This is a genomic window from Noviherbaspirillum galbum, from assembly GCF_010974945.1.
Taxonomy (GTDB): domain Bacteria; phylum Pseudomonadota; class Gammaproteobacteria; order Burkholderiales; family Burkholderiaceae_D; genus Noviherbaspirillum; species Noviherbaspirillum galbum.
The window spans coordinates 1-18868 of the sequence record NZ_JAAIVB010000065.1 but is presented as its reverse complement, the minus strand read 5'-3'; the positions used below and the strand labels follow the sequence as shown (position 1 = coordinate 18868).

Here is an 18868-nt window from a genome sequence, read left to right as displayed (position 1 = left end):
GCGTCAGACCTGCATGCGCATGACTTCCTGGTAAGCCTCGAGCAGGCGATTGCGCACCTGCGCCAGGAGCTGGAACGACAGTCGCGCTTCTTCCAGCCTGATCATGACGTCGTGCAGGCTGGGAGCTTCTCCGGTCGCAAGCATCTGTACCGCATGGTCCGCGCCAGAAAGCTTGTCGTTCACTGCCGAAATCTGGTCGAGGAAAAGACGCGAAAATTCCGGGCCTTGCATCGGCGCCGCCCCATCCGCAACGGCCGCCGGCATGTCGAGCCCGAATGCCTGTGCCAGGTTGGCCGGCAATGCGTCCGCCGCGCCGGATATCGAAGCGATCTGTTCGAATGACATCATTGGCCTCCAATGTCGAGGGCACGCGCCGCCATGGTGCGGGCAGCGTTCATGGCGGTCACGTTCGCCTCGTAGGCACGCAGCGCGGTGACCAGCTGCAGCATTTCATCCTGGTGATTGACGCCGGGGTAGGCAACGTAGCCCTTGTCATCGGCGTGCGGATGCCCCGGGTCGTAGGCCAGGCGCGGAATCGTCTCCAGCGGCACCACGCTCGCGCCGGTCACGCCTCCCGCGCCGGCCTTCCCCTCCTGGTTCGAAAGCATGGCATTGAATTGCGCCGCAAAGGCAGGACGGGCTTCCTGGGCAACGACGCGCAAGGGCCGGTAGACCTTGTCGACGGATGGAGCGGAAACATGCATGTTCGCAATATTGGCCGCGGTCGTTTCGACCCGCAGCTTTTCCAGAGCCATTCCCGAGGCGCTGATCTGGAACAGGGCAGAAAATTCCATCAGCGTTTTCCTTCCGTGACGGCGATGTTGAGGATGGAGAAATGGCGGTTCAGTGCCTTGACCAGCGCCTGCAGCTGGAGCGTGTTCTCGGACAGCCCGGCAACTTCCGCATCCAGGGCGACGGGGCCATCGCCCCGCGTCACCAGCCGGTCGAGGCCCGCACGATAACGTGCCAGGATGGCACCGGCATCGCCGGAGGGCGTGGAAGCGGAGATCCCGGAAGCGCCATCCGCCGCGCCGGCCAGTTCCTGCCGGGCCTGGGCGAGGTGAGCCTGGAAGTCGGCGCGCAGCGGCCGGAAGCCAGGGGTGCCTGCGTTGGCAATGTTGTGCGCGATGGCACGGTGCCGCGCTTCGGCGGCGTCCAGCGCCAGGCCGACGAGGCCAACCGTGGTCATGGGAATGATGTCACTCATGGCATGCGGTCCTTATGGTCATTGCACGATCAGCTCGGCATGGAGCGCGCCGGCCGCCTTCACCGCCCGCAGCACCGAGATGATGTCGCGGGTATTCGTCTTGATGCGCGTCAGCGCCTTGACCAGGTCCGCGACGGTATTGTTGTTGGGCGCGATATAGCCGGTCTCCGCGCCTTCCTCCGCCTGGACGCGGCTGTTTGCCACGACCACCGTGCGCACGTCCTGCCCGGTCTGCCGCACGAGGACCGGCTGGGAGGCTGTCTGCTCGGTATTGATGGATACCTTGAGATCGCCATGCGACACCGCAACGCGCGAGATCCGCACATCGCCGCCCGCGACCACCGTTCCCGTGCGCTCGTTGATGACTACCTTGGCGCGGCGGTCGGGTTCGACCTGGGCGTTTTCGACCGCCGCCAGGAAATCGCCGAGCCGGCGACCGCCGCGGTCCGGCACGCGGATATCGATGCCCGCGGCATCGCGCGGGTCGGCAATGTCTTCCCCAATGGCGGCGTTGATGGCGCGCGCCACGCGACTGGCCGTGGTGAAGTCGGGCTCCGCAAGCACGAAGGTGAGCTTGCGCGGCATGTCGGGTACGCCGTCGGCAACGCCCACCTCGATGGTGGCGCCGCCCGGCACCGCACCCACCGTGGGATGGTTCTTCTGCTGCATGGTGCCGTTCATGTCGTACTTGTAGCCGCCAACCGAGACCGAACCCTGGGCCAGCGCATACACGCGGCCATCCACGCCCTTGAGCGGCGCCAGGATGAGCGAACCGCCGACCAGGCTGCGGGCGTCGCCGATCGAGGTCACGGTGACGTCGACCATGTCTCCGGCCCGCGCGAACGGCGTGAGGCTGGCGGTGATCATGACCGCAGCGACGTTGCGGCTCTGGATGTCGTCGGTCGAGGCCGAGATGTCGAAGCGGGACAGCATGTTGGCGATCGATTGCCGGGTCGTCTTGTTGCGCGGCGAATCGCCCGTGCCCGCCAGACCGGTGACCAGGCCATATCCCGTCAGCGCATTCTCGCGCCAGCCCGAGAGACGGCCGATATCCTTGATGCGCACGGGTTCAGCCTGCGCGGGAACGATGCCGCCCATGGCAGCCAGGACCAGGACGAAGAAGGCAGCGGCGCGGCGCAATGAGACGGATGAGTTCATGAATGGACGGTGCATGGCATCACATCCCGAACCAGGTAAGCATGCGCTGCCACCATGCCGAACGTTGCCGTTCCGCGATGTCGCCATCGCCCACATAGCTGATGCGGGCTTCGGCGACGCGAGTGGATTGCACCGTATTGCCGTCCGACACGTCCTGCGGCCGCACCTTTCCTTCGATTCGGATCTGCTGGCGCTCATTGTTGACGTCGAGAACCTGCTCGCCGGCGATCGCGAGGTCACCGTTGTCGAGAACGGACACGACGCGCACGGTGATGGTCCCCAGGACGCGTCCTTCCCGTTGCGTCCTGCCGCGTCCGTCAAGCTGGTTGTTGAACTTGATGCCGCCGCGCGTGCCGGCCGACATCCCGGAGTCATGTCCGAGCTCCAGCCGGGCCTGCACACCGGCGTCGCGCGCGGCCGAGGTGTTCGCCGAACTGGTGGCGCTGGCGTTTTCATAGATCAGCACGGTCAAGGCATCGCCGGCTTGCCGGGCCTTGCGGTCGGCCGTCAGCGGCTGATACTTTTCCTCCTGGTACAGGCTGACCGCGCAGGCAGCGCAGGCCTGCATGCCCAGCAGGATGGCGATGGCGACCGCGCGGGCGCGAGGCATGCGGCTCATCGCTGCTGCTCCAGGGCGCGCGCCAGATGACGGTCGACGACCCGTGCCAGCATGGCCGGACCGTTCGCATCGGTCGCGTCGATTCTCGACACGCGCTTCACCAGCAGGCGCTCGCCTTGCCGCGCTTCCTGTTGCGCGATGACGGGCAAGTCGAGCGTGACGGGACCTTCGACGACGCGCAGGTTCAACTGATCGCCGGCAATGACAGCATCAGCTGGCAGCAGGTCATGACTTTGCAAGGTTTCCCCTTGATTCAGCGAAACACGCAGGCGCGTTCCGGGTGCGACGCTTGCGAGAGGCGGCAAAGTCGAGGACTGCGGTGCAAGCGGATACGCCACGATCTCCTTGCGCCACCCGAGGTCCGAAGACCGTATCGCCTGGCCCGCCTGCAGGTCATGCAGCGCATAGGCGACCTGCCTCTCGGCGTGCACACGGACGGCAACCATGAGGGAATGCGCCACGCGCCCATTCACCATCGCATCGATCCAGACAATGATCTTTCCCGCGGAGCCCTGCCGGAGATTGCGCGCCGCGAGAATGGCTTCTCCCGCCGGCAGGCGGATCTCTGCCGCCGGCGGGATGGCCTCGACATCGAGCATGGAGTAGGCATCTCGCAGGGAAGAATGCACATGGGATTCGGCGGCGACGATCACCCGTGACGCGTCGAGAGACTGCGAAAGGCAGCGACGCTGGCCGACATCCTCCCTTTCCTCCGGCGTGCAGGAGACGATGGCATGGGCCGGTGCCGTGCCCGCAAGCAAGACGGCCATCACCAGAGTTCCGGCGAACACGGAAGGAGTGCAATTGAAGAAAACTGTCATGATGAGATATCAGCGGCGAAGGTTGTTGCTCATCGCGAGCATGTCGTCCGAAGCCTGGATCACCTTGACGTTTATTTCATAGGCGCGCTGCGCGACCATCAGGTTGACCATTTCGTCGACCAGCTTGACGTTGGATGCTTCCAGGAAGCCTTGCGCCAGCGATGCCGTCGTTTCCTCGCCGGGACGGGCGTAGATCGCCTCGCCCGAACGCGCCGTGGCGCGGTAAAGATTTCCGCCGAGGGCATCCAGGCCGCCGGCATCGGCGAAGGTGGCCAGCTCGATCCGGCCGACTTCATAAGCCTGGTCCTGCCCCGACTGGCGCACCAGAACGGCACCGTCCGCGCGGATGGTGATGTCTTTCGCGTCCTGACCCACCTGCACATGAGGGCGCAGCGGCATGCCGGCGTCGGTGCCAAGCAGTCCATCCTTGCCGACCTTTAGCGTGCCGCCGCGCAGGTAGGCGACACCGCCGTCAGGCGCTTCGACCTCGATGAATCCGTCGCCGCGGATGGCGACGTCAAGCGGATTATCCGTCTTGCGCAGTTCGCCGGCAGCAAGCGGACGGGAGATCGAGACGAGGCCGACGCCGTTGCTCCGGGAGACCGACGCTGCGCGCTGGGACGCGTCGGCGCCCGTCGCATCGGCGATGCCCCTTGCCATCAGTTCCTGGAAATTGACCTGGCTGCGCCGGTAGTTTGGCGTGTTGACATTCGCCAGGTTGCCGGCGATCGTGTCGACGTTCAATTGCTGCATCTGCATTCCCGTCGCGGCAATGTAAATGGCGTCATTCATGCTTAAAATTCTCCCAGTTTGCGAATCGCCTTTTCGAGCGCTTCGTCATAGCCTTGCACGACTTTCTGCAAGGCCTCGAAATGCCTGACGGTTTCAGCGAGCCGCGCCATTTCCTGCGCCGAGCTGACATTGGAGTTCTCCAGGGCGCCCGGCTGGATGCCGACCGGTCCTGCGTCCGAACCCGCTTCAGTGACACGTGCGCCGCCCTGGGCATACAGTCCCTGCCCAAGCGGCAGGAGCGCGGATGCATTGGCGAAACGCACCAGCTTCACTTGACCCAGCAGCTGCTCGCCCTGCGTCACTTCACCGCGCCGATTGACAGACATGCCTGACGACGCGCCGGCGCCTGCCAGTTCACCAGTCGTTCCCATTACCGCATCTCCCTGTTCCGTCACGAGCTTGCCGGCAGCATCCACGTGGAAGTGGCCGTATCGGGTGAATGCCGGGCCTTGCGGCGTCGATACCTCGAAGAAGGCATCGCCTTCGATTGCGAGGTCCAGCGGACTTGCGCTCGGGCGGATAGTGCCAGCGGCGGGATCGATCACCGCGCTCGTGCCTGCACCCATGCCAGAAGCGGATGAGGCAGATTGCAACTGTTCCGCGAAGGGCCTGGTCACCGTCACGCGCCGCTTGTAGCCGTTAGTGCCAGCATTCGCCAGATTGTGACTAATGTTATTCAAACGTTCGGTGTCGTTCTGCATGCCGATGGCAGCGATGCTCATCAGGTCCATGTGTTGTCCTTTTTCTCATAGCGCGCCGCCGGCCTTACAGCGCCACCGTCGCAAACGATTTCAGATTGATGGTGTTGGGTATCTCGGTCATGGAGAGCACGCGCATGTGCGGCAGCACGCGCTCCGAGAGCATCCGGACGTGACGCCGCAGCTCGGGCGAGCAAAGCAGGACAGGCAGCGCATTGCTCTTCATCATGCGCTGTGCCTGCATCGCGAGCCGTGACAGCAGCTGTTCCGCAAAGCGCGGCTCGATAGCCAGCGATCCGCCGGCATCGGCGCCGCGCAGGCATTGCAGCAGGCCTTGCTCGACGGCGGGATCCAGGGTCATGACCTGCAGTGCCTTGTTCTCGCCCATCAGCGACTGGCAGATGGATGCGCCCAGCCGCTGTCGCACTGCTTCCGTGAGCAAAGCGGCGTCTTTGTTCAATCTCGCGCTGTCGGCAAGCGTTTCGAGAATCGCTTCCAGATTGCGAATCGAGACCTTTTCCCTTAGCAGATTCTGCAGGACCTTTTGCACGTCGCCTGTCGACAGGACGGTGGGAATGAGTTCTTCGACCAGTCCGGGCAATTGCCCTCGCACCCTTGCCAGCAAGCGATCCGTTTCCGCCCGGGTAAGCAGCATGGCGGATTGCTGCTTCAAGATTTCGTTGAGATGCGTCACCAACATGGTCAAGGCATCGACGAGGGTATAGCGTGCGGTGCGCGCCTCGTCAGCATTCTTTTCGTCTATCCAAAGGGCCGGCAGGCCATAGCTTGGCTCGCGGGTTTCCAGCCCCGCGATCTCGCGCAGTTCGCCGCCGCTGCGGATGGCGAGCATCATGCCGGGCATGATCTCGCCGCGGCCGGCCTGCACGTCGAAGATGCGGATATCGTAGGCGTTCGCCGCCATGTCCTGTTCCGTGCGAAGCCGGACCGCGGGCAGGAGCATCCCGGATTCGAGCGCATGCTGCCGCCGCAGCGCTTCGATGCGTTCGAGAACGACGCCGTTGCCGACAAGGGGAGCGAGCGCGGTGCCGAGGCGAACCTCGATGGGGACGATCTGCAGCAGCGCATCCTCGCCCTTCTTGTCCTGGGTTGCCTCCTCGCCGCTCGACGCGGCGTCGTGCGCCCCCTCGCCCTTGCGCCGCTTCGCCGCCAGGCCGCCCGCTAGCAATGTCGCGGCCACCACCGCTACCGGCAATGACGGGATTCCCGGCAGGACGAGGATGCCGCCCAGCGCGGCGGCAACGATGAAGAGCGTCTTCGGGAAGGCGGTGATCTGCCGCAGCACCTGGTCGCTGAGATTGCCATCCGAGGCGGAGCGCGTGACGATGATGCCGGTGCCGACGGCGATGACCAGCGCCGGCACCTGCGTCACGATGCCGTCGCCGACGGTGAGCAGGGTATAAGTCTGCAGGGCTTCGTCCCAGCGCATGCCTGTCTGCATCACGCCGATCACCAGGCCGCCGATGATGTCGATCAGCATAATGATGATGCCTGCAATGGCATCGCCCTTGACGAACTTGCTGGCGCCATCCATCGCGCCGTAGAAGGCGGACTCCCTTTCGATGTTCTTGCGGCGGCGCTGCGCTTCTTCCTGGTCGATGAATCCCATGTTCAGGTCGGCGTCGATGCTCATCTGCTGGCCCGGCATGCTATCCAACGTAAAGCGCGCGGCGACTTCGGAGACGCGCTGCGCGCCGTTGGTCACGACCACGTATTGCACGACCACGAGGATCAGGAACACGATCATGCCGATCACGAAGTTTCCGCCGACGACGTAGGCGCCGATGGAAGCGATAACTTGTCCGGCGTCGGCATCGGAAAGGATCAGGCGCGTCGCCGCCACGTTGAGTGAAAGCCGGAACAGCGTCGCGATGAGCAGCAATGAGGGAAACGTGGAAAACTCGACCGGCCTTCCGGTGTAAAAGGTTAGCAGCAGGATCAGCAATGCAAAGCTGAAGTTCGACAGGATGAGGAAATCCAGCATGCCCGCCGGTATGGGAGCGAACAGGATGGTCAGCACCCCGACCACGAGCGCCACCATGGCAAGGTCGGAATTGCTGGCGAACAGCGCGCGTAGCCTGCTCATGATTCGCCTCCGGATCGCCGCTTCGCCTCGCGCATGGAATATACCCACACCAGGATCTTCGCGACTTGGGGATACCAGCGCTCCGGCACGAAGCCCTCGTCGCCGACCTCCTTGAACAATGCCCTGGCTAGCGTGCGGTTCTGCACCACGGGTATCTGGTGCCGCGCGGCGGCTTCCCGCATCTTGCGCGCGAGGCCACCCGCACCCTTGGCGATTACCTTGGGCGCGGCGCTGTCGCCATGCTGGTAAGACAGGGCGACGGCGAGGCGCGTCGGATTCGTGATCAGCACATCGGCGGAGGCAACCCGGCGCAATCCCTGGCTGCGCTTGAGCATCTCGCGCCTGAGCTGGCGAATGCGCGAGCGGATGCGCGGATCGCCTTCCCGCTGCTTGGACTCGTCGCGTATGTCGCGCCGGCTCATGCGCATGCGCTTCGCATGGTCGCGGCGCGAGTGAATGAAATCGATGGCGGCGATCAGCGCCAGGCAGGCGACGATCTTCACGGACAAGCCGTTGCCTAGCTTGAGCAAGGTCGGCAGGTAGGATCGCGGATCGAGCGCGGTCTGCCGGACGAGTTCGGGAACGGCATGCTTGATGGCGGTCCAGGCGACCGACGAAAGCACCCCCAGCTTGATCAGGCTTTTCGCCGCTTCATAGACGATGCGCCAGGAAAAGACGCGCTTGAATCCTTCGAGAGGATGAATGCGATCGAAATCGGGCTTGAGAGGGTGAAAGGAGAACACGGCGCCGGCTTGCAGGAATCCGGCCGCGATGGAGGTCAGTGCCAGCGCAAGAAACAGCGGCCCGAGGAGGTGAAGGCCATCCATCAGCGCCTGGCCGAGCAGCGGCAGCGCCTGCTCGCTGCCCCAGCGCGGGTCGCCGGCATGACGCAGCAAATCCTGCTGCAGGCGCAGGAGGCCTCTCAGCATGTCCCAGCCCGTGGCATAGCACATCAAGGCCATGGTCGCCAATACGACCACCGCGCTCAAGTCCGCGCTCTTGGGGACGTTGCCCTTCTTGCGCGCTTCCTGCAGCTTGTAGGGCGTCGCTTCTTCCGAACGGTCCTGGTCCTGGTCAGCCATTCATGCCACCTGTTCCCAGAAACGGAATATCGATTCGTAGGCACGTCCCATCAGGGGTGCGAGCGTTACGACGGTCGCCGCCAGCACGCCGAGCGCGACGGCGATCTTGACCGGCGCGCCCACCGCGAAGATGTTCATCTGCGGCAGCGCGCGGGAGGCGAGCGCCAGCGCCGCCTCGGCCATGAAGAGGCTGAACATGACCGGCGCCGCCAGGCCGACACCCAGCGAGAACATGACGCCGAACTGGCGTGCCAGGGCGTCGCCGGGGAGATCGAGGAGCAAGGTGCCGGGCGGCACCTGCTGCACCGAAAGCGCCAGCCCGCGCATCAACGCGAGGTGGCCGTCGAGGCAGAAGAACACCGCGACGGCGACGAGATGAAGCAGCGTGGCGAAAAGCGGCGTGCCCGCGCGGGTCACCGGATCGAACACCGTGCCGAGGCCGAGGCCGCTTTGCACGTCGATCAGCTTGCCGGCGATGGCAAAGACGCCGAAGGCGCTGGACACGCCGAAGGCCAGCAGGGCGCCAGTCAGCACCTCACCCGCTGCGGCGGCAACGACGGGAAGCATGGCGGGGCTGGGCAGCGCCAGCGATGCCGGGAGCCGCGCGCCTTGCATGCACAGGACGGCGGCGATCGCCAGCGCGCACAGGACGCGAATGGTGGCGAGCGTTGCGATGCCTGAAAAAAGAGGATTGACCAGCATGAATGCTCCGAGCCTCAGCCAAAGCAGGAACACTGTCATTGCCCAGACCGGATCGATGTGGAAGATGAGCGCGTCCATGGCGCCTCAGAGCAAGGACGGAATGCTGCTGATGAGGGAAGTGGAGAACGCGATCAGGCGCTTCATCATCCAGGGACCGAGGGCGACCAGCACGATGACCGCCGCGATGATTTTGGGAATGTAGGTCAGCGACATTTCCTGGATCTGGGTGATCACCTGCAGGACGCTGACCAGCACGCCGACCGCGAGCGTCACGCCGAGCAGTGGACCGCAGATCAGCAGGGCATTCCAGAGCAGGTTTGCCATCAGCTGCAGGGCGACGTCGGACTTCATGCCTGCCCCCGCGGGAGGCAGCGCATGCGGCGCGCACGGCAGGTGTCCAAGGTCGTCGTCATGGCAGGCGGAAAGGATGAGTGGCGGGCGGGGCTGCCCGTCTGCCTTCGAAAGATACGCAAGCCGCGAACCCGGACACAGAATTATTAATCATGCCGATCGCCGCCTTAACGTTTCTGCACATCAGGGAACCGTTGCCACTGTCGCGGCACGCGCCGGCGAAACACTTCTAACGCTGCTTGCTTGCTCTTATGGAAACATCATGATGTGGCCTGTTCCGCGCAATTACCGCTTTACAACGACAATCAGCAATAGCCAATAACCGCCACCAACCGAGGAGATGCCATGATCGACGCCAGCAAGTTCAATGTTTCCCTGCCCCCGTGCTCCTGCCCGCCGCCCCTGCCCGCAAGCCGGTCGCTGCCGCCGGCCTCCAAGTTCACGATGGCCCGCGAAGCGAGGCTCCACGAGGCGGCGAGCCGGCATGCGGCGTCCCTGATGCAGCGTCCCGCGATCCCGGACCTGGTGCGGCCCGACCTCCCTGCCTCGACCCCGGTTTCCAAGTTTTCCTTCGCGCAGCGGGCAAGCGTGGCCGAACCTCCCCGGCAAGACGACGCGCTATTCGGGCACTGGCCGCCGTTCAACGCCGTGCCGGCTGGCGGCCGCCCGCAAGGCGAAGTTACACCCATCGGCAAGGTCAGCGCGAAGGAAGTGGAGGAAGCCATCGCCATCGGCAATCCGGTGTTCGCGCGCTACTTCGACCGCCATCCCGCCTGCCGGGAGGATTTCTGCGCCAAGTTCGCGAAGGAGCTGGAAAAGTATGCCGACAAGCCGGGCGTTGCGGCCCTGTTCTTCCAGCCGGAAGTCTATCCGCCCGCCTGCCAGATCCCGCATGCCTTCAACGCCGGCATCGAACGCCGCAATGGCAAGCTCACTTTCGACTGGGCGCACCAGGAATGCACGCCGGATCCCGACAACAAGGGAGAATTGCAGGGACGCTACTACGGCACGATCGACACCAGCTTCCTGTTCGACGGCACTGCCGGTCCGCTGGAAAAATCGATCATGCGGAACGGATTGCCGCGGGTGCGCATGACCGACGCAGCCCATGTCCACAAGATCCGCGAGTATATCGGCTTCCTCGAGGGCGTGCCGCATCGGTATGGCCACTTCTCGAGCGAACAAGATCCGCAGTCGCAATGCTTCGGCACCGCCAATCTGCTGATCAAGATGATGACGCAGGGCGACACGGTCCCGCACGGCCAGGACATCCGGCCCTTCCTGCCCGCCATCCTGCTCGAAATGGTGAGGGAAGGCTGGCTGCCGCGCACGGTGCCGGACCAGATCATGAACGTTTCGTGGCGGGACAGGGAAACCCGGCAGATGCAGTCCCGACATTTGGAACAGGACATGCCGCTCAGCGACAAGAAGCGCGTCATCCTTGCGCTGACCAGGCTGGTCGGCGTCAACATGGAAGGCAAACCCTGGGATGTGGAACCGATGCAGCATGCTCCGTTGTCAAAACTTTGATGGCGCGACACGATGCCTCGTGCCGTTGCCGGAATCGAGGATGGTTCCTGCGGCGGCGTGGCCGGACGAAGCCGCTTGCCCCATGTCCAGCGGAGAAATGACCTGAGATTGATGTTGTTAGTGAATGTTAATTGCTATCGACGCACGCTGCCCTTGAATGCATCATGAAGGCATCGGACTCATGCGCAGTCAACAACGGCATGCGCCGCAATTTCGCAACACCCGCGTTTCAAGCGGGATGCTGACTGGTAAACTAACAACTCAATCGCCGTTCCACTTGGATGACCATGCATTTCGATCCCGCCGTCCTGGCTGTCCGCTCGTGGGCGGTTCCCGCCCTCGGCGCATTGCTCGACCTGCACCAGGACTTCGACCCGCCGCGCCACGTATCGCTGGAAAAAGTCGCCTGGACCAAGCGCTCCTGCTGCATCGACCTGGAATACGGCACGCAGAACTTTTCCGGCGACGTCAAGCATGCCAGCCGCTTCAGCGTCGCCATCCACATGAATGGCATCGTCTCCATCCGTCCGAAGGATCCCGCCAGCAAGGAAGCTGCGGCGCTCGGCCAGTTCATTGCCGGAGAAATAAACCGCCAGGCGAGGCTATGGCAGGAGCATTTCCAGGCCTGGTGCGAGGGCATGCCCGAACCCGGCACGGCGGTCGTCTGCAGCATGGCACACGGCATCGCCGGCTTTCCGGCGCATGGCATTCACGCGGTCGTGCATCGAACGCATGTGCAGCCACGATCGGTGCACAAGATCGTGCTGACCACCAAAAACGCGGAAATCGAACTGACCCCGAACGGAGACCATGGACTCTGCTGGTTCGTGCGGGATCCGGCCCGGCCGCGCGAAAGCGCCAGGCTGGTACAACTGATGGATTTGCGCCCGGCGACATCCTCACCCACCATGAGCAACTGGTGGACGCGAAGCTTGGGCGGAGCCCAGGCCTTGCTCTGGTTCGGGCTGCTTCCGCTCGACATCGGGTCGCGCTTCCTGGAACATCTGGAGCGCAAGGCGAAGGACGAGTCGAAATTTTCGGATATCTCCTGACCAGCCCCATTCGCCCCATCGTCAAACCACCTATCGCACAACACGGCGACTCCGGGAACCGAAGCAACGGTATTGAAGCCGAATGGGGCTTCCGTCATCACTTCGGACCGGAGCGAATCAGTCCACCTCCCAGGCTTACTTCGCCGGACCGCCAGTCTTCATCAGCCCTGCCTGCTGCAGCATGCGGGCGAGCAGGTAGAGACGCGGCACGATCGCATCGACGGTGATGAATTCATCGCGCGCATGGTAGCCGGCGCCGGCCAGGCCGAAGCTCTCCACCACGATGGCCTTGCCGGAACGCGCCGCGAAACCGGCATCGGTCGCGCCGCCCGTCATCGGCAGCAAGGTCAGCTCGCGCTGCATTTCCGCATACACGGCCTGGCCCTGGGCGGCAAACTCGCGGCTGGCGGGGCTCGCGACGAAAGGCGGCCGTCCGCGCTCGATGCTGATCTCGGTGACGGTATCGGGGATCACCGGCGTCTTGACGCGTTCCTTGAGCTCGCGCTCCAGGCGTTCGAAGCCGTCGGAAACGGTCAGGCGCATGTCGGCGGTCGCGGTCGCGCTTTCCGGGATCTGGTTCACGACGCGGCCGGCCTGCGCCATCGTCCAGTTCATCTGCGTGCCCGGCACGGCCTTGGCGGCATCCTGGGTACGGATGAGCTGGTGCGACATTTCCAGAAGGGCGTTGCGGCCGAGTTCCGGATTGGCACCGGCGTGCGCCGACTTGCCGCGTACCTGCATGGTGACCTTGCCCGTCCCGGCCGCGCCCAGCAACAGGATTTCCGGCTTGATGGCTGACGGCTCGCAGGAAAATACCACGTCGTGCTCGGCGGCCAGGTTGGCGATAAGTTCGCCGGAGCCGACGGACCCGACTTCTTCGTCGGAATTAAACAGCACGGTGATGGTCGCGTAGTCCTTCCAGCCGGCATCGTTGAGCATCTTGAGGCCATGCAGGATGACGGCGATTCCGCCCTTGTCGTCGGCGATGCCCGGACCATAGATGCGGTTGCCTTCGACGCGGTAAGGCTGCGAAGCGAGTATGCCCTTCGGATAGACCGTATCCATGTGGGCGATCAGCATCAGGCGCTTCGACCCGGTCCCCTTGAGCGTGCCGATGACGATTTGCCCCGGGCCGGTGGTGCTGTTGCGCCGGTCAACCTTGGCGCCGAGCTCCTTGAGGCGGCGCTCGGTGTAGTCCGCCATGCGCGCGATGCCTTGCGCGTCGGCGCTCGGCGACTCGATGTTCACCATGTCCTTCAGGCTGGCAATCACGGCATCCTGCTCGGCTCGCGCCGCTTGCAGCAGGCGCTCGTCCGCAGCGGCAAGGGCCGGCTTCATCGAAACCAGCGCCATTCCCAGCGCCGCGGCAATGATGGACTTGCGGGCCGCGCGTTGCACGAAGGAATGGGCTTTCTGACGCAAAATCATGGGGGGTTCTCCTCGACCGTGTTGTTCGAATGGAGAACGATTATAGGCGTGTCGCCGCTTGCGCGTGGAACGCCTCCCCTTGGAACGTCCAGCTCAGTGGCGGGTATCTTGCGTGCCGGCGTCCGCGGCCACGGATGCGATCAGCTTTTCCACCAGAGGCGATGGTGCCGGGTTGGCGTCATGCTGGCGATGCCCGGTTTGCGGCGGGGAATCGGCGGTATCCTGCGTGCTGGTTCCGGCAGCGACATTCGCGGCGTCCGCATTCTCTGTCCGGGCCGGGGATGGCACTTCACCCTCGGCGGCGGCGCCTGCGGTCGACTGAGCCGCCTGGTCAACGCCGGCAGCCGTTTCGTCCTGCAAGGCCACCAGGTTCTGCGTGGCGATGTGCTGCACGTTGAGCCAGTAGCCGCGCACTTTTTCCAGCGATCCCCTGGCCTGCTCGCCAATGAATGCCTGGGCTTCCGGCAGGCTCTTGATCTGCAGGACCTTGCGCAGGTCGGCAGCCGATTCCTCGAGCAGCTTGTAGCTCGCCTGCCGGTTCAGTTCGACAAGCTGGATGGAGGCATTGAACATCTTGCCGAAATACGACTGGAACAGGCCGACCTGCGCCTGAATCCCCTGCTGCATGCCTTGCTGCAGGCGCTCGGGCGCGCCAGTGGAACTTGTCCTGGCCGTGTCGGCCGTCGTGGTGGTGGTTGCCATAGGTTTCCTCTTCGATTGATGCGAAATTGTCTTTAGGGTTCTGCCAGCAGCACGGAAATGGCGCGCAGTACGTCCGGGTGATGCACCAGTCCGAAATGACTGACGCCGCGGATCTCGATGTTGCGTTCCTCCGCCAAGCCGTGGTCGATGCAATTGCGCCAGTCGATCAGGCCGTCGGTGCGGGAGTAGATCGATGCGCAACGCACCGATGGCGAACGCGCGAAGCGGTCGGGCAGGGTCGGGTCGAAAAAACTGCGCATCGGGGCGGCGCCGACCCACATGCGGTCCACCTCGGTGATGACGTCGCGAATCGGCGTGCCCAGGGTGATGACCTGCCTGACGTCGTCGTGGAAGCGCTTGGCGAGCTCGCGCGCGTAGAGACCGCCCAGGCTCCAGCCGACGAGCGACACCTTGCTGTCGTGCGCGCGCCGGATGCGCAGCAGCTGGCCTTCAAGCAGGCCGAGCCAGGTATCGAAGGCAGTGCAGGGCCACACGCCCACGCCGAGTTCCCAGTCGTACACCTGGTAACCCAGCCGCGACAGCCGGGTCCGCAGTTCGGTGGTGGAGGTTCCGCTGACGCCGAGCCCGGGGTAGACCAGCACGGGATGCCCGTCGCCCTGGGGCAGCGCGTCGTTCACCCAGGAATGCCCGGCGATGAAATTGCAGACCGCATGATACGGTTCCAGCGCAAGCAGCAATGTCGACGAGGGCATCATGGGCGATCAGCGTTCTCCGCCATCGGAAGCCGAAGGCGGGTCTGCGGCGGCGTCTTGCTCAATGCACGCTGCCTGCGGCGCGTGCGCCGTCGGCCGACTGGATCGGCGAGGCCACCTTTGCCAGCACCGCCTTCTGCCTGTCGGTGGCCTTCTGGGTTTCTTCGGCGGCGCGGCGGGCCACCTCATCGACCACGGCGGAAGCCGTGCGGCTCGCCTCGGGCACGTGGGTCTCGGCGGTCCGCGCGAACTCCGCCTGGGTGCGGGCCGCGATGTCGGTCAGGTGCTGCTGGTAGGCGCGCAGGCGTTCCGCCGCGGGCTGGACCTGGCTGGTCGCCACGCTGAGCGCATCGATGGGATTCTGCGCGGCGAACACCTCGCGCGTGCTGCTCAGGGTTTCCTGCAGGGCGGTCTGCGCGATCTGGATGTTCAGCTCGTTGATCTTTTGCACGGCGTCGAACATCTGCTTCGACAGGTCGGAAAAGAAGGCAAACTGGGCTTCGAGATGGGCCTTGGTGGACGGTGCGACTTGCTGGGTGAAGTAAAACATGAGTGGCTCCTGCTGAGTGATGATGAAAAGACGGCCGGGTGAAAGACAAGATCGGGGCGAGTTCGAGGCGGGTCAGCGGCGTTGTCGCATGGCCCTGCGTCCGCGTCAGCCCGGCTGTTTCGGGGCGGCTTGCGCCTTGGCGGCCCCTTCCGCTGCCTTTTGCCGGGCGGCGGGCCCGGCTTCCTTCTCGGCGCGGGCTACGCCCTCGACGACCGCGCTCGCGGTGCGTCCGGCATTGGGCACATGCACCTCCGCGGTCTTCGCCAGGGCGACCTGGGTATCGGCCACGATGTTCACGATCTCCTGCTGGTAATGACGTACCCGCTCTGCGGCAGGCTGGGCCTGCGCGGCGACGATGGAAACAGCTTCGTAGGGATCGCGGCTGACCGCGACCTGCCTCACGCTCTTCAGCGATTCGTCCCACGCGGATTTCGCGATGCGGGTGTGGAGCTCATTCAGTTTCCACGCGCCCTGGAACGCCTGGCGCGAAAAGTCGTTCAGCATGGCGTATTGCGCGTTCATGAAATCCTGCAGTGCGGGTGTGATGGGTTGTTGAAAACCGAGCATGCAACACTCCTCTATGATGAGATTGAAAGGATGCATCGACATCAGGCAGCGTGGCCGGCGTGCGGCGCGGCGCTACCGGTGAAGTAGAGGTTGCCGGTTTGTCCAAGTTCCCCCGGAACGAAGAATTTTCGCGGCATTGCACCATGCCATTTTCCGCAGTAAAGAGATGTCATGCGGGTGCAATTTTTGTTGCGTATGCGAAGAGCGCTTGACCGGCCGTGCTTCAAAGCCGAAACCGTTCAAATGGAATCGTTAACATCGTTATTTGCGGATATGCGCGCCCTGATCGATACTTGCCGCCTTTCTGCTTCCCTCGGGTTATGCATGCGCGCCAGCATTTCCATTCCTTCGATGCATACTTCATCCATGCTCATTTATCCACAGGAGCGTTTTTCGCGCGTGCACGTGCTTGACGCCTCGGCATGGTGGACGGTGCCCGGCCTGGAAGGCGACATTCGCCGCTTCCTGCACAGCCTCAGCCAGCGTACCCTCATCGAACGGTTCAACGTCAACGATGCATCGCGGCTGGAGGGATTCATCGGCATGTGCCAGAAGCAGAACTGCACCCTGTTCATCATCCATGGACAATTGGGCGAGATCGTCGCGCTCGGCGACCTGCATGTCGCACCGAACGGCGGCACCGCGGAATTCGCGCTGGTGGTGGCGGATGCCTTGCAAGGCCGCGGCCTCGGCCAGCGCGTCTCCGAAGCGGCGATGGCGCATGCGGCAAGGCAAGGGCTTGCATTGGAAAGCGTCATGCAGGGAAGGTACGCGCCGCGCCTCGCCCGGAAGATGGGATGCCCGGCAGAGGAGGAAGATGGCTTGCTCAAATGCGTTTACCGGCCGCGGACCATGCCTCTCGACATCAACGATTTCATTCTGGAGGAGCGGCAGCATTCATGCATCATTGCCTGACATCCGGCCACTCCGCCCCCTGGCGCTGCACGCGCATCGCCAGGGGGCGAGAGCGTGCACGCCGGTGCAAGATACCGTCCGGCTGCCGCGGCCGGCCGCCGGAAGCCCGCGTCAGAATACCCCTTGCAGGGAAATCGAGAACACCTTGGAATCGCCGAAGAATGGATAAGGGTAATTCGACCGGTCCTTGGAGATGTCATATTGCAGCTTGAGTGCGGTGTTCTTCATGAAGTCCCAGCGCAGCGACAGGTACTGGGTGTTGCGGCCCTCGATCGGCTCGGCCACCGTGCGGTAGCGCGAGAAGGTGTACATCGGCGTCAATTTTCCGAAGTTGTAGCCAATCCCTACCAGCGCGTACTTGTAGATGTTGTTGATGCCCTTGGACAGGTCCACCTGCTCGAAGCGGTCCACCTCGGTCTTCACCAGCCAGTTCTTGTAGTCGAGGTTCGCGGAGATGCCCATGATGCGGGTCGGCTGGTCCTTGTATAGGTCGGTGCGCACGCCGCCCGCGTCCTGCCAGACCGAATCCTCGTGGCGCATCGCCATGACCCTGACGTCGACGATGCCGTTGTTCACCGCGACGTAGCTGCCGAGGATCTTCTTCCAGGATTCATGGGTCGGCGTGGTGTAGTAGATGCGCGTGTCATAGGCGTCGTCGCGCTGGGTGAAACCGCCGGCCCAGGCATGCGCGGTCAGTGCCCATTCGCTTTGCCCGAGCTGCGTGCGGTAGGTTACGTTCGCGCCGTCGTACGCATAGATGGGCCAGCCATACACGTCCGGCGCCGGCCTGACCCAGGGATAGGCATAGCCGATGTACAGGTAGTCGCTGTAGTAGTAGAGCGGAATGCGCTGGCGGCCGGCCTGGAAGGTCCAGGAAGAATCCTGGGACGGCGTCCAGGTGAGGTAAGCCCAGTCGACGGTGGGACGCGAACCGTCATTCGGGTTCAGCATGCGGCTGACGAGCTGCATCGTCGCGGAAAACGTCGGCGTAAATTCCTTGCGCAGCTGCACGCCGACGAGTGTTTCCTGGTCCAGCTGGAAGCCTTTGCTCTTTTCATAGACGCTGGTGTATTCCCAGCCTTGCATGCTGCACGGGCAATTCCACTGCTGGTAGGACCACGGCGCGGAACTGCCTTGCGCCGCGCCGCTGAGCACCTTGGCGCCGGTGATGTTGTAGAAGCCGGTCAGCTTGAAGGTGCCGGCGTCGTCCAGATCGATGGCCTGGGCCAGGGCAGGCGCAAGCAGCAACGCGATCAAAGTCTTTTTCATGGATGGTCTCCTCGATGTCAGTGCGTTCGGGTCGTGCGTGCTCATTGCACGGTGGCGACGACTTTGACACTGTCATCGACTTCCGATTTGTCGATGTAGCTGATGGCGTTGGGATTCTGGTTGACCGCCTTCTTGATTTCCGCCGCCGTCTTCATCTCCTGCGGCGCCTTGCCACGGCCGGAAAACACGAGCTTCGACCATCCTGCCTTCACTTGCGACGGATCCTTGTCGAGCACCTTCTTGCAGAACTCCGCCCGGATCGGCGCTTCTTCCAGGTGCTCGATGGGGGTGAACATGGTGGAGGTGCCAAGAAAGAACTGCGCCGCCTGGGTACTGAACATGCGGGTCGCTGGATTGGCGGGGTTGACGATGATGACGATATCGGCGGACGCCGGGATGGCGCTGAAGATGCCGACCAGCAGCAGCGCTTCCCGGCAGAAGAATGGCGTTCTGATCACTGTGTTCCTCCCAAGTTTTCCAAGGCATGCGCCGCGCGTTGCATGCGCCAGGCAATGCGGCAGCGGCGCCCGTGCCGCCACGCCCTTGCGCTGGGAATGCCGGACAGGCCTGAGCCATCTTAGGAAGCAGGGTGGAGCGTTGTTAGAAAA

General features: G+C 63.8%; 22 protein-coding genes. 3 read left to right on the top strand and 19 right to left on the bottom strand.

Annotation, left to right across the window (positions count from 1 at the left end):
- Positions 1-3: 3 nt before the first annotated feature.
- Genes fliE through fliQ form a run of 12 tightly spaced genes read right to left on the bottom strand, consistent with a single transcriptional unit; the run spans position 4 to position 9534 of the window.
- Positions 4-348, bottom strand: coding sequence for a flagellar hook-basal body complex protein FliE (gene fliE, locus G3574_RS18245; protein WP_235953503.1), 345 nt, complete (start codon positions 346-348; stop codon positions 4-6).
- On the bottom strand, positions 345-794 hold the full coding sequence (gene flgC / locus G3574_RS18240; RefSeq protein ID WP_163966329.1) for a flagellar basal body rod protein FlgC: 450 nt from the start codon (positions 792-794) through the stop codon (positions 345-347). Before flgC ends, fliE begins: the two co-directional genes overlap by 4 nt.
- Positions 794-1207 carry a flagellar basal body rod protein FlgB gene (locus tag G3574_RS18235; protein ID WP_163966328.1) on the bottom strand — a complete coding sequence of 138 codons (414 nt, stop codon included), beginning with the start codon at positions 1205-1207 and terminating at the stop codon, positions 794-796. The genes flgC and G3574_RS18235 overlap by 1 nt, the downstream gene beginning before the upstream one ends.
- 18 nt (positions 1208-1225) lie before the next feature.
- Positions 1226-2365 carry a flagellar basal body P-ring protein FlgI gene (locus G3574_RS18230; RefSeq protein ID WP_163966327.1) on the bottom strand — a complete coding sequence of 380 codons (1140 nt, stop codon included), beginning with the start codon at positions 2363-2365 and terminating at the stop codon, positions 1226-1228.
- Positions 2366-2384: 19 nt separating this feature from the next.
- Positions 2385-2984 (bottom strand): flagellar basal body L-ring protein FlgH, encoded by a 600-nt coding sequence (locus G3574_RS18225; RefSeq protein WP_235953502.1) that lies wholly within the window; start codon positions 2982-2984, stop codon positions 2385-2387.
- Entirely contained in the window at positions 2981-3805 is an 825-nt protein-coding gene (locus tag G3574_RS18220; protein WP_163966325.1) for a flagella basal body P-ring formation protein FlgA, read from the bottom strand. Before G3574_RS18220 ends, G3574_RS18225 begins: the two co-directional genes overlap by 4 nt.
- Before the next feature lie 9 nt (positions 3806-3814).
- Positions 3815-4597 (bottom strand): flagellar basal-body rod protein FlgG, encoded by a 783-nt coding sequence (gene flgG / locus G3574_RS18215; protein ID WP_163966323.1) that lies wholly within the window; start codon positions 4595-4597, stop codon positions 3815-3817.
- Between the two features lie 2 nt (positions 4598-4599).
- Positions 4600-5319 (bottom strand): flagellar hook-basal body protein, encoded by a 720-nt coding sequence (locus G3574_RS18210; protein WP_268958895.1) that lies wholly within the window; start codon positions 5317-5319, stop codon positions 4600-4602.
- Positions 5320-5362: 43 nt separating this feature from the next.
- Positions 5363-7399, bottom strand: coding sequence for a flagellar biosynthesis protein FlhA (locus tag G3574_RS18205; RefSeq protein WP_163966321.1), 2037 nt, complete (start codon positions 7397-7399; stop codon positions 5363-5365).
- On the bottom strand, positions 7396-8481 hold the full coding sequence (locus tag G3574_RS18200; RefSeq protein WP_163966320.1) for an EscU/YscU/HrcU family type III secretion system export apparatus switch protein: 1086 nt from the start codon (positions 8479-8481) through the stop codon (positions 7396-7398). The genes G3574_RS18205 and G3574_RS18200 overlap by 4 nt, the downstream gene beginning before the upstream one ends.
- The gene (locus G3574_RS18195) at positions 8482-9261 is read right to left on the bottom strand and encodes a flagellar biosynthetic protein FliR (protein ID WP_163966319.1); all 780 of its coding nucleotides are present in this window, start codon (positions 9259-9261) and stop codon (positions 8482-8484) included.
- A 6-nt stretch (positions 9262-9267) separates the two neighbouring features.
- The gene (gene fliQ, locus G3574_RS18190; protein ID WP_163966318.1) at positions 9268-9534 is read right to left on the bottom strand and encodes a flagellar biosynthesis protein FliQ; all 267 of its coding nucleotides are present in this window, start codon (positions 9532-9534) and stop codon (positions 9268-9270) included.
- Positions 9535-9879: 345 nt separating this feature from the next.
- Here fliQ and G3574_RS18185 point away from each other — a divergent pair, with 345 nt between their 5' ends.
- The gene (locus G3574_RS18185; protein ID WP_163966317.1) at positions 9880-11064 is read left to right on the top strand and encodes a hypothetical protein; all 1185 of its coding nucleotides are present in this window, start codon (positions 9880-9882) and stop codon (positions 11062-11064) included.
- 287 nt (positions 11065-11351) lie between these two features.
- Positions 11352-12116 (top strand): hypothetical protein, encoded by a 765-nt coding sequence (locus G3574_RS18180; RefSeq protein ID WP_163966316.1) that lies wholly within the window; start codon positions 11352-11354, stop codon positions 12114-12116.
- A gap of 135 nt (positions 12117-12251) precedes the next feature.
- Here G3574_RS18180 and G3574_RS18175 read toward each other — a convergent pair whose 3' ends face one another.
- From G3574_RS18175 to G3574_RS18155, 5 genes are all read right to left on the bottom strand, one after another.
- The gene (locus G3574_RS18175; protein ID WP_163966313.1) at positions 12252-13544 is read right to left on the bottom strand and encodes a glutamate carboxypeptidase; all 1293 of its coding nucleotides are present in this window, start codon (positions 13542-13544) and stop codon (positions 12252-12254) included.
- Between the two features lie 93 nt (positions 13545-13637).
- Complete coding sequence (locus tag G3574_RS18170) at positions 13638-14246, bottom strand: phasin family protein (RefSeq protein ID WP_163966312.1); 609 nt, start codon at positions 14244-14246, stop codon at positions 13638-13640.
- Positions 14247-14278: 32 nt separating this feature from the next.
- Positions 14279-14962: an esterase/lipase family protein gene (locus G3574_RS18165; protein WP_163966309.1), complete on the bottom strand. Its 684-nt coding sequence runs from the start codon at positions 14960-14962 to the stop codon at positions 14279-14281.
- 58 nt (positions 14963-15020) lie between these two features.
- Complete coding sequence (locus tag G3574_RS18160) at positions 15021-15509, bottom strand: phasin family protein (RefSeq protein WP_163966308.1); 489 nt, start codon at positions 15507-15509, stop codon at positions 15021-15023.
- 105 nt (positions 15510-15614) lie between these two features.
- The gene (locus tag G3574_RS18155) at positions 15615-16076 is read right to left on the bottom strand and encodes a phasin family protein (RefSeq protein ID WP_163966305.1); all 462 of its coding nucleotides are present in this window, start codon (positions 16074-16076) and stop codon (positions 15615-15617) included.
- A gap of 366 nt (positions 16077-16442) precedes the next feature.
- Here G3574_RS18155 and G3574_RS18150 point away from each other — a divergent pair, with 366 nt between their 5' ends.
- On the top strand, positions 16443-16991 hold the full coding sequence (locus G3574_RS18150; protein ID WP_163966303.1) for a GNAT family N-acetyltransferase: 549 nt from the start codon (positions 16443-16445) through the stop codon (positions 16989-16991).
- Positions 16992-17102: 111 nt separating this feature from the next.
- On the opposite strand, the gene G3574_RS18145 is transcribed toward G3574_RS18150, so the two are convergent.
- Both G3574_RS18145 and G3574_RS18140 read right to left on the bottom strand, forming a co-directional pair.
- Entirely contained in the window at positions 17103-18260 is a 1158-nt protein-coding gene (locus tag G3574_RS18145) for a hypothetical protein (RefSeq protein WP_163966300.1), read from the bottom strand.
- Between the two features lie 41 nt (positions 18261-18301).
- The gene (locus G3574_RS18140; RefSeq protein WP_328804808.1) at positions 18302-18718 is read right to left on the bottom strand and encodes a type 2 periplasmic-binding domain-containing protein; all 417 of its coding nucleotides are present in this window, start codon (positions 18716-18718) and stop codon (positions 18302-18304) included.
- Positions 18719-18868 lie beyond the last annotated feature (150 nt).